This window comes from Cellvibrio sp., from assembly GCF_039207905.1.
GTDB lineage: Bacteria > Pseudomonadota > Gammaproteobacteria > Pseudomonadales > Cellvibrionaceae > Cellvibrio.
In genome coordinates, this window is the sequence record NZ_JBCECX010000012.1 from 1 (window position 1) to 11,410 (window position 11,410).

The following is an 11,410-nucleotide window of genomic DNA, read 5'->3' on the forward strand; positions in this document are numbered from 1 at the left end:
AAGACGCACGCATAACAATCAGATTCATCGATCAAATCGGATTAGCCAATGAAACATATCGTAAGAAATGCACTTTTATCACTGGGTTTAGTTGCTGTTGCCCAGGGCGCCATCGCTGCAGGAGATGCTGCTGCTGGTGCTACTAAAGCAGCCGTATGCGGCGCTTGTCATGGTGCTGACGGCAATAGCTTGATGGGAACCTTCCCTAAATTGGCCGGTTTGGGCGAGCGTTACCTGCTGAAGCAGATGACTGATATCCAGGAATGGGACCTCGAAAAAGACCCGGTGAAGAAAGCCGTTACCGGTCGTGAAGTTCCGGAAATGACTGGTCAGCTTGCAGCGCTGACCAAACAAGACCTGGCTGACATAGCGGCGCACTTTGCGGCGCAGACTACCCAGTTGTCTGGCTCCAAGAAAATTGAAGTGCAAGTGAACTCAGGTATCAAAGTTGATGGTCTGGAACTCGGTGAGCGTATTTTCCGCGCCGGTAATCCGACTACTGGTGTACCTGCTTGTACCGGTTGCCACGCACCGGATGGTAAAGGCAACATCCCGGCAGGCTTCCCGCGTTTGAGCGGCCAGCATCCTGAATACATCGAGAAGCAATTGCGTGCATTCCGTTCAGGCGACCGTACCAACGACGGCGACCAAATGATCATGCGTGCGGTAGCTGACAAGTTGAACGATGCGGAAATCGTTGCATTGGCTAACTTCATTGCCGGTTTGCACTGATAACATCATTAAACTTGATGTTAAACGAATAAGAAAAGGCGACCTCGGTCGCCTTTTTTGTATCCCTACTTTACAGAATCTGCTGCGCGCTGGAGAATCCGGCTCCAGATTGGGAACTTGGATGACATTTGCAGGACTAATCCCGCTGTAATCCAACACAATTCATGATTCACACACATTATCTTTTGACAATAAAAGCACTGAGGAGCGATTTATGCGTATTTTGGTAGCCCTGCTGGGTCTGGTTTTTTCCCTGAGCGCCTGTGCTCAGGAGGCGTCAAGCCAATATCTGGAAGGCCAGCACTACGTCCTGCTGGAGCAACCGGTTCGCACTGCCGATCCAAGTAAGATCGAAGTAGCGGAAGTATTCGCCTATTCTTGCCCACACTGCTTCGATTTCGAGCCACTGCTGCAAGCTTGGGAAAAGAAACAAGGTAAAGATGTATATCTCGCGCAAACCCATGCAATGTGGAATCCGCAAATGGAGCCACTGGTTCGCGGTTACTACACCTCGGTTGCATTGGGCATCAAAGAAAAAACCCACATGGCAGTTTTCAATGCCATGCATTTGGAGCACAAGCAAATCAATACTCCAGACCAATGGGCCGATTTCTTCGCCACTTATGGTGTTGATAAAGCGAAAGCTTTGAGCACTTATAACTCATTCGGCGTAACCAGCCAGATCAAACAAGCGGAAGCGCGCGCGCGCGGCTACAAAGTTACCGGCACTCCAGAAATGGTGGTAGAAGGTAAATACCGCGTGAGTTCACGTCTGGCCGGTGGTCATGCAGAAATGCTCAAAGTGGTAGATTTCCTGGTCGCCAAGTCACGCGCTGAGCGTGGCACCAAAGCGCCAGCTCAGTAAGTTTTATTGCTGATTGAAAGAGACCTGCCTCAGGAAACTGGCGCAGGTCTTTTTGTTCCTACAGATGTTTTGGTGTTGCTTAACCTGCAGTTATTTGGTGCAGATCATCTTATTTACAATAATGAACCAAGGAGTGTTTTATGCGTATTTTGATTGCCCTGCTGGGTTTGGCTTTCTCTTTATCTGTTGCCGCTCAGGGAGCGCCGGCTGCATTTGTGGAAGGTAAGCATTACGCGGTTCTGGAACAGCCAGTGCGCACCGCTGACACGGGCAAAATCGAAGTGGCCGAAGTCTTTGCCTATTCTTGTGGCTACTGCTTCAAGTTTGAGCCGCTGTTACAAGCATGGGAAAAGAAGCAGGGTAAAGATGTATACCTTGTACAAACTCATGCTGCCTGGAGTTCGCAGGTCGAGCCACTGGTTCGCGGTTACTACACCTCTGTTGCCTTGGGAATCAAAGACAAAACACATATGGCAATCTTCAACGCTATGCATTTGGAGCATAAGCAAATCAATACTCCAGACCAATGGGCCACTTTTTTCACCGTTTACGGTGTCGATAAAGCCAAAGCGCTGAGCACTTACAACTCGTTTGGTGTAACCAGTCAGATCAAACAAGCCGAAGCGCGCATCCGTGGCTATAAGGTTACCAGTACGCCCGAGATGGTCGTGCAAGGTAAATACCGCGTGAGTACAACCATGGCCGGTGGCCATGCAGAAATGCTCAAAGTGGTGGATTTCCTGGTGGCGAAAGCACGTGCCGAGCGCGGTACTAAAGCGCCAGCCCAGTAATCTACGGATATAGATCCAAACAAAACCCGCCGTGGGAAACCGCTGCGGGTTTTGTCGTTTTAGCGGTCGGGGTTTTATCGGTCTGGCCGTTAAGGATTTTTGCGCGACGGAACGGTGAATTGGCGATCACTGGCTATACTCTGGAATACCTCCCCCCTCAGGCACAATCCAGCAGGTTCCAACGTTGTTATGACAGTCAATTCCAGCGATAAAAATAACTGGCGAGAAAAGTATCTCAATGCTCTGGATGAGCAAGAGCAGTTAGAAAAGAAGTTTGCCAGCCAGCAGGAGTTGCTGCGTAGCGCGTTAGTCAGGGTCAGTATTGCCGCCGATGGGCAGGACGAATCACTCGACCAGATCATGTCCAAACTGCGTGAAAAACTGCGCGGTGATATCAGCTCAGTTGATATGAGTGGATTGTTATCGCAGTTGGAAAGCGCGGCTCTGGCTTTTGAACAGCATCGCGAAGAGGGCGCAAAAGAAGTCCATCAGGCATTGATGGATACCACCAAACCGCTGCATAACTTCCGCTTGTCACGCGGTGTTAAAAAAGAGCTGAGCGATTATTTGATGCAGCTGCCACAGCGCAGCAAAAAAGTGCGCCTGTATCCAGCGCTCTTGCAGCAGCTGGCGAGTATCCAGCAGCAAGCGCTGAGCGAAATCGAACAACCCAAGGCGGGCTTATTCGACAAAATTCTGGGTGGAAAAACGGCGGCAAAAGTAGAGCTGGAACAGGATGAAGTTGCGAGTACAGAAGATGAACACATCATCGCCGATTTGCCGCCAATCGCTGAAGCGAGCGCAGCTACACCGGGCAATCCGCCAACAACATTTTTAACAAGTGAGTACGCCACGCAATTACTGGCGGTGCTTAATCAATTTTTTAATAGCCTTGAAAGCGATGAAACCATTAAACCCAAAGCTGATGCTATGCGCCGCAAACTGGAGCAAGGCATCACTGCGGATACTCTCATCCCGTCGCTAAATGGTGTGCGCGATTTGGTGGTGGAAGCTTATCTCGCGGCGAATCAGGCGTTCGCGACTTATTTAAAAAATGTTAATCAGGAACTCGCCGAGATTTATATGTTGCTCGGCGGTGCAGTAAAAAATACGCAAGATGAACGTGCAGCATCACGCAAATTACAAGCGGATGTCATGCGTGAAATGAGCGATTTGGAAAATACCGCCGACAGCGCGACCGATATCAATCAGCTCAAAGATACGGTGAAATCCCAGCTGGGCAATATTCGCCAGGTTATCGATCACTATCAGCAAACGGATCATGCGCAACAGCATTTGGCCGAGCAGTTGGTAGCGCTGGGTGCAAAAATTAAAACCATGGAAGTGGAGGCGGAAAAAAATCGCACCAGCCTTGAGCGTCATCGCCAAAAAGCGCTGCATGATCCGCTCACGGAATTGCCGAATCGCGAAGCTTATAACGAGCGTGCCAGTGCTGAAGTGCAGCGCTGGCAACGCTACGGGAGGCCGTTAACCATTGCCATTTTTGATATCGACCACTTCAAACGTATTAACGATAGCTACGGCCATCAAGCGGGCGACCGTGTGATTAAAGTGATTGGTCGCTCGATTGCAAAACGTTTGCGCGAGGTGGATTTTTTCTGCCGTTACGGCGGCGAAGAATTTGTTGCGTTAATGCCGGAAACCGATAGCGATACCGCGCTGGGTGTGTTGGAAAAAGTGCGCGAGGCAATTGCAAACGCGGCATTCAATTACAAAGACCAGCCTATGTCGATCACCTTGTCGGTTGGCGTTACAGAATTTAAAGCTAACGATGTATTGGAGACAGCGTTTGAACGCGCCGATCAGGCGCTCTACAACGCAAAATCAAGCGGGAGAAATCGCTGTCATTTAGCCCGTTAGTCGTTTTTCAGATAGGTGTTTCGAAGGCATTCCGAATGGAGAGGTAGATGATGACCACCAGTAACAGGACTTCAATACTTACAACACTATCCAAAATTACCTGGCGACTTTTATTAACGTATTTTCTCTGTGTTGCACTGCCCGGTTATGCCGCGCAATTTGAATTGACGGTTGTTGATTCCCAAGGCAAGCCCATCAAGGATGCGGTGGCGGCATTGGTGCCTGCGCAAAAAATAAATTATGCAGCGCAGCCAACGGCGATTATGGATCAGCGCCAAAAAATGTTTGTTCCGAGCGTGTTGGCAATTCGCGTCAATACCCAGGTGCGTTTTCCCAATGGTGATGATATCCGCCATCATGTCTACTCCTTTTCACCCGCCAAAAAATTTGAATTGCGTTTGTATCACGGCCTGACGGCTGAACCCGTGTTATTTGATAAGCCGGGCATGGTGGTACTCGGTTGTAATATTCACGATTCGATGGTGGCTTACATTTTTGTAGTGGAAACAGATTATTTTGCTATTTCTAATGAACAAGGTGCGCTTGCTATTAGCGCGCCCGCAGGTGAGTATCAACTGCAAATTTTTCATCCGCAACTGAGCGGTAACTATCCCGAAGCCAGCCTCACTCTAGTAGAGACGGCTGCACAGAAAAAAACCGTCACGCTCAATAATTTATCGCCACCATCCTCCGCTAAACCAGACGACGAATTTTCTAATTTATTCTAATCAGGTAAAAGCATGCCGAAATTCAGCTACCTGCTCAAACTGCTCGCCTTTTTGATTGGTTTGGTGATTGTGCTTGAAACCATTTCCTATTTGGCGACACGTTTGGTCATCAGCAAAGCCGTTACCCAAAACGCGCGCGAGGAGCTGTTGGCGGGCGGCGAATTATTTACCCGCATCATGCAAAAAAATGTAGAACAGTTGGCGCTATCGGTAAAAATTCTGACTGAAGATTTTGGTTTTAAAGATGCTGTCGCAACGGGCGATGAAAAAACCATTGCTTCAGCGCTAATTAATCATTCCGCCCGGGTTAAAGCTGACATAGGTATATTGATTACTGCCGATGGAAAATTAATTGCGAGTGACCAGTCGTTTGGATTGCAAATTGCTGAGGAATTCAATTCTTTGAAAGAACAAGCACAAACCCGCGGCCAAGCCTACGACATCATCCTGATCGATGGACGCGCCTACCAATTTGTAATGTTTGCAGTTAAAGCGCCAGTGGTCATTGGCTTGGCTGGCATGGGCTTTGAGATCAAACAGGAGTTCAGTGCGGACCTACAACGTTTAACAGGCTTGGAAGTTTCTTTTGTCAGTCATGATGGCAACCAGTTTCATTATTTAAGCGGAACCCTGGATGAGCAGTTTATTAAACGTTTAACCCTGGAGCTGGAAGAAGAAAAAAAACAGGGTGAAGTTTTTGTTTACGATGATCTTATTTCACTCGCTGTTCCCGCTGCGCGACAAAACAATCACTTGCTTGCCGTTTTGCAAGTTCCACTGAGTAAAGTGCTAGCCCCTTTTTCACACTTAAATGTTCAGCTCTTTATTTTGGCATTGGTATTTTCTGCACTGGCGGGTGTGGCTGCGTTATTTCTCGCGCGCAGCGTTACGCGCCCGGTTAGTTTGCTGGCGGATATTGCACGCCGAATTGCTGGCGGTTTTTATACGACTCCGATTGCGGTCACCTCCAAAGATGAACTGGGTGATTTGGCGCGTGCATTTATCAGTATGCAAAAAGCCATTAGTGAGCGTGAACAACAAGTCATCCATCAGTCGGAACATGATCCGCTTACGGGGCTACCCAATCGTCTGCGTATTTTCCCGGAACTTGAAGGCGCGATATCGCGTTCGCGCCCCTTAAACCAACAGGTGTATTTGTTGGTAATCGATATAAAAAACTTCACGCAAATTAATGACGAGCTAAGTCAGGAGATTGGTGATGCAGTTCTGCGTGAAGTGGGGCAAAAAATCGGTCGGATTCTCACGCACGGTGATGTGCTGCGTTTAGGCAGCGATGAGTTTCTGGTTATTTTAATGGCAGAAAGTAATGAGACTATTGCAGAGCTTACGGATTTAATTCATACCTCATTTAAAACACCGCTAATGGTTAGCGGGTTGCAAGTCAGCATTGAAGTCAATATTGGTATCGCGACCTATCCAACGGATGCTGACTCCGCAGAGTCACTTTTCCGCCGCGCTAATCTTGCGTTGAATCAGGGACGAGCTACAGAAAAAAACAGCTGTTGGTATGAACAGGGGTGGGATGAGCAGCATCTACGCCGCCTACTGTTATTCCGTGAATTTGAAAGTTCGCTCAGTGCCGGTCATATCAGTTTGTATTACCAGCCGAAAATTAATCTTGAGCAACCAGACACCTTAGGTGCAGAGGCCCTGGTGCGTTGGCGTCATCCCGAACTCGGTTTTGTCAGCCCCGATGAATTTATTAGCGTAATCGAAAGCTCGGGCCAGATTACGATCCTAACGCGCTGGGTTTTAAAAACGGCTATAGCCCAATTGCGGAAGTTGTTGGATGAAAATATAAAAATTACCTGTTCGGTAAATTTATCGGCTTTGGATTTGTTGATCGATGATCTTCCGGCTTATGTGGCTGAATTGCTGCAATCACATAAAGTGCCAGCAGAAAATTTGTATTTGGAAATCACTGAAAGCGCGATTATGCGCGAGGCTGATAAGTGCTTGAATAATCTGCGCCGCTTGCGCGATTTGGGGTTGACCTTATCGATTGATGATTTTGGTACCGGTTATTCATCGTTATCGCAATTGAAAAAATTGCCAGTATCGGAATTAAAAATTGATAAGTCCTTTATTTTAAATTTAGCAACCAATGCAGATGATCAATTAATTGTGCGTTCAACTATCGATCTTGGTCACACTCTAGGGTTAAGTGTTACAGCTGAAGGTGTTGAGTCTGAGGCAATTAAGGATTTGTTAAAAAGCTATGGCTGCGATACGGCGCAAGGTTATCTGTATAGCAAACCTTTACCGGCAAAAGATTTTATCCAGTGGATTCACCAGTACTTAATGGAATTATGATCATGAAAATTAGCCGCTATTGTTTCGCAATTGTAAGCTTGTTCTCATCTGGTTTTGTTTTTGCTGCGACTCTGGATTTGGACAGCGATAGCACAATTTCACGCAGTCGATTATTGGCAACAGGCGGTGCCAGCACTATTGAAGGTGCAGCGGGAGGCGGCATAGTGCCTATGGCAGTGCTTTCCGGATATGGTGCGCAGGAGGAGCAGGGTGCTGTTGCTTTTGGCAGCTACGTGGATACGGGTGATTACCAATTGGAAGTGGTTGGGGCAAGTGTGAGTTGGCGCAATCGTGTGGAATTATCGTTTGCACAGCAGAAGTTAACGCACGATTCATTAACTGCCGCGTTAAGTTTGCCGACAGATTCCATTAGCCAGCGCATTATCTCTGCCAAAGTGCGCGTGCTTGGCGATTTAATTTATACACCTGTACCGCAAATCAGTATTGGCGTGCAGCATAAAAAGAATCTGGATTTTTTGGTACCGGGTGCGGTGGGCGCAAAAAAAGATTCAGGTACGGATATTAATCTAACTGCGACTAAATTAATTTTGGGTGGCTTTTTTAATCGCAACTTATTGCTCAACGCCAATCTGCGTTACACCAATGCCAATCAAACCGGTCTTGTCGGTTTTGGAGGCGATAAAAATGATGATAAAGAGGTGCTGCCGGAAGTATCTGCCGGTGTGTTATTAAATCGCCAGTGGCTGGTGGGAGCAGAGTATCGCCAGAAGCCAAATAATTTATCCTTTATTAAAGAGGATGATTGGCAAACCGTTTTTGTCGGCTGGTTTCCAACCAAACGAATTGCAGTAGTTGCAGCTTATGTTGACTTGGGTGAGGTCGCTACCTTTAAAGACCAGACGGGTTGGTACTTGTCATTACAGGGGAGTTTTTAATAATGATGAATGCAATTGTAAAATTAATGATTGGCATTTTTGTATGCGGATTTTTAATCTCTTGTGCAAACAAACAAAATCAACCATCCCTTTATGACGAGTTGGGCCAGTATGAGGGTATCGACAATATAGTGCGCGAGCTTATTTTTATCATCGCTAAAGATGAACGGATAAAGGTGCGATATAAAGGTGTGAATATGCAGCACTTTAAAAAAGGATTGAGCGATTATATTTGCCAGGTAGCTGATGGCCCTTGCCAGTACGCCAATGAAAATATGAAGCAGGTACATGCTGGGCACAATTACACAAATACGGAGTTCAATGCGATTGTGGACAATTTAATTCTGGCGATGGAGCAGCGTGGAATTCCGGTTGCCACTCAAAACAAGCTGCTCGCCAAATTGGCGCCCGCTTATAAAGATGTGGTTTATCAGTAATGCAGAGCAAATGCTTAACATTATTTAACCTATATCGACAAATTTAGTGTGACTCCTTCCTGCCACATAGGTTTATGCTTTTATCCGACCTGACTATAAGTGCTGCAATAACCTTGCAGCGGTTGGATAACAGCACATACCAATAACACTTTATTCCTATAACAATAGTGGCATTTACCTATGAATAAATCCGTCTATGCGGCGAGCTTGCTCGCGGCCTCAATTATGTTGGCAACCTCTGCTGTTGCCGATGAACTGGCATTAAACAATCAAGATTATTTCGAAATGCAGGGGCTTAACGTTACTGTGTTTAGCGATATTTATCCCGATGGACATCAAACTGGCGTGACGGTAATCCAGCACGGTAGCCGTGTCGCGGCCAACGGCGATTTGCGCCTGGAAATTTCTCCTGGGCAATGGTCGCCAATGCCGGTGGGTGGAAAGCAAATCGTCGATAAAAAAACGCAGACAATTAGTCAAACACTTTCTTATCCCGATCCCAGTAAGGATCGCAAAGGTTTTAATCCGATTATTTACCCCGACCTGAAATTTACCTATCAGGTCAACGTAACTGCACTGAAAGATAATCAATTCAAAATCAGTGTTGATTTGGAAAGTCCATTGCCTGCAGATTGGGTGGGAAAGATTGGTTTTAATTTTGAAATTTTCCCCGGTGAATTTTTTGGAAAATCCTGGTTGCTGGATGACAAGACCGGAATTTTCCCGCGTCAGCCAAATGGCCCACTGGTAAATCCGCACGGCGAGTTTTTAACTGCGGCGCTGGCAACCGGGAAAAAGTTAATCGTAGCACCCGATGCTGATAAGCAGCGCATGACGATTGAAAGCAAAACCGGTGAGTTGGAATTATGGGATGGCCGCGCTAATCACAACAACGGTTGGTACATTGTGCGCGGTGTTATTCCGGCCAATAAAACCAAAGCAGCGTTGGAATGGGTGGTAACGCCCCATGTGATTAAAAATTGGATTTACGAACCGGTGATTCAAGTATCACAAGTCGGTTACGGTACCGCACAACCCAAGCAAGTGGTGATTGAGCAAGACAAGCGTGATACCAAAGCATCGGAAATCAAAATTTATAAGTTATCGGAAAATGGAAAAACTGAAGTTAAAAAGGCCAAGGTAAAACCCTGGGGCAATTTCTTGCGCTATCAATACATGACTTACGATTTCTCGGATATTAAACAACCGGGTATGTATCAAATCAGCTACCGCGATAAAACCTCCCATGCGTTCAAGATCGGCGATGATGTGTTATCGCGCCATGCATGGCAGCCCACGCTCGAATATTTTTTGCCGGTGCAAATGTGCCACATGCGCGTGAATGAAAAATACCGCGTTTGGCATGGGCTGGATCACCAGGACGATGCCTTGATGATGCCGCTGAATTTCAATCACATCGACGGTTATATTTCCGATGGAAGCACGCGCACCAAATTCAAACCCGGTGAACGCGTTCCCGGTTTGGATGCCGGTGGCTGGCACGATGCGGGCGATTACGATTTGCGCGTTGAATCGCAGATGGGCACTGTGTGGTTGCTTGCGACTATGGTGGAAGAATTTAATTTGAATCACGACGCTACCTTGATTGATCAAGAGAAGAAACTGGTCGAGATTCATGTCGCCGATGGCAAAAATGATGCACTGCAACAAATCGAGCACGGTCTATTAAGTGTGCTCGGCGGCTACAAAGCCATGGGTCGTTTGTATCGCGGCATTATCGAGCCGACGATTCGCCAATATGTTTTATTGGGCGATGTCATGGTGCAAACCGATAATTTGCCCTATGACCCTTCCTTGAAAGACGGTGAAGTGAAGAACGGCAAATCCGGCACACCGGATGATCGCTGGGTATTTACTGAAGATAATCCCGAGCGCGAATTGGATGCCGCTGCCGGTTTGGCTGCTGCTGCACGGGTACTGAAAACCTACAACCCGCAAATGTCCAAAGAAGCGCTGGATGCGGCGCAGGCCTTGTACAAAATTGCTGCTCCTAAAACCAAAAAGCAGGATGTGCGTATTTTTGCCTTGGCAGAATTAATTCTCGCTACTGGCGATAGCACCTATCGCGATGAATTAATTAGTCTGCAACAGCACATTGTCGGTGATATCGAAAAAACCGGCTGGGCGATTGGACGTGTTATGCCATCCATCAAGGATGAGCAGTTTGTCAGTGCCGTTAACAGCGCGGTGGATGCCTATCAAAAAACTGTACGCGAGCGCGCTAAAACGGAATCACCTTATGGTGTTCCTTATAAGCCGAATATTTGGGGCGCAGGTTGGAGCGTGCAGGAGTTTGGCGTTAAGCAGTATTTCTTCCATAAATCCTGGCCGCAATTTACCGATACCGATTCTTATGTAAATGCACTCAACTTTGTGCTGGGTGTTCATCCGGGTGAAAACACGCAGAGCTTTGCGTCGGGCGTCGGTGCCAACTCGGCATTGGTTGCTTACGGTGTAAATCGCGCAGATTGGTCGTACATTCCCGGCGGCGTAATTTCCGGTACAGCACTTATTCGACCGGATTTACCCGAGCTAAAAATCTGGCCGTTCTTCTGGCAACAAACTGAATATGTGATGGGTGGTGGTGAAGCCAATTACATGTTTTTGGCCTTGGCTGTTGATAAGTTAAATACATCCCAACCCCAGTAACACTTATAACTAATTGAGCGCCAAAATACATTTTTATGACATTTTGGCACTTAAGCCTTTCTCATTTGATTGCGCT

The 11,410-nt window shown here is 47.1% G+C and carries 9 protein-coding genes; all 9 read left to right on the top strand.

Going from position 1 to position 11,410, the window contains the following annotated elements:
- The first annotated feature begins 48 nt into the window (after positions 1-48).
- The 9 genes from AAGC78_RS09005 (at position 49) to AAGC78_RS09045 (ending at position 11,334) form a co-directional block, all read left to right on the top strand.
- Positions 49-732, top strand: a complete 684-nt coding sequence (locus AAGC78_RS09005; RefSeq protein ID WP_435783735.1) for a c-type cytochrome — start codon at positions 49-51, stop codon at positions 730-732.
- 214 nt (positions 733-946) lie between these two features.
- Entirely contained in the window at positions 947-1,597 is a 651-nt protein-coding gene (locus AAGC78_RS09010) for a thiol:disulfide interchange protein DsbA/DsbL (RefSeq protein ID WP_435783736.1), read from the top strand.
- A gap of 140 nt (positions 1,598-1,737) precedes the next feature.
- Positions 1,738-2,388 (top strand): thiol:disulfide interchange protein DsbA/DsbL, encoded by a 651-nt coding sequence (locus AAGC78_RS09015; protein WP_435783737.1) that lies wholly within the window; start codon positions 1,738-1,740, stop codon positions 2,386-2,388.
- Positions 2,389-2,577: 189 nt separating this feature from the next.
- Positions 2,578-4,269 (top strand): GGDEF domain-containing protein, encoded by a 1,692-nt coding sequence (locus AAGC78_RS09020; protein WP_435783738.1) that lies wholly within the window; start codon positions 2,578-2,580, stop codon positions 4,267-4,269.
- Positions 4,270-4,316: 47 nt separating this feature from the next.
- Positions 4,317-4,997: a methylamine utilization protein gene (locus AAGC78_RS09025; RefSeq protein WP_435783739.1), complete on the top strand. Its 681-nt coding sequence runs from the start codon at positions 4,317-4,319 to the stop codon at positions 4,995-4,997.
- 12 nt (positions 4,998-5,009) lie between these two features.
- A complete protein-coding gene (locus AAGC78_RS09030; protein ID WP_435783740.1) occupies positions 5,010-7,331 on the top strand; it encodes an EAL domain-containing protein in 2,322 nt (773 codons plus the stop codon).
- Positions 7,332-7,333: 2 nt separating this feature from the next.
- Positions 7,334-8,227 (top strand): DUF3034 family protein, encoded by an 894-nt coding sequence (locus AAGC78_RS09035; protein WP_435783741.1) that lies wholly within the window; start codon positions 7,334-7,336, stop codon positions 8,225-8,227.
- A gap of 2 nt (positions 8,228-8,229) precedes the next feature.
- Positions 8,230-8,664 carry a group I truncated hemoglobin gene (locus tag AAGC78_RS09040; protein ID WP_435783742.1) on the top strand — a complete coding sequence of 145 codons (435 nt, stop codon included), beginning with the start codon at positions 8,230-8,232 and terminating at the stop codon, positions 8,662-8,664.
- 180 nt (positions 8,665-8,844) lie between these two features.
- A complete protein-coding gene (locus AAGC78_RS09045; protein WP_435783743.1) occupies positions 8,845-11,334 on the top strand; it encodes a glycoside hydrolase family 9 protein in 2,490 nt (829 codons plus the stop codon).
- Positions 11,335-11,410 lie beyond the last annotated feature (76 nt).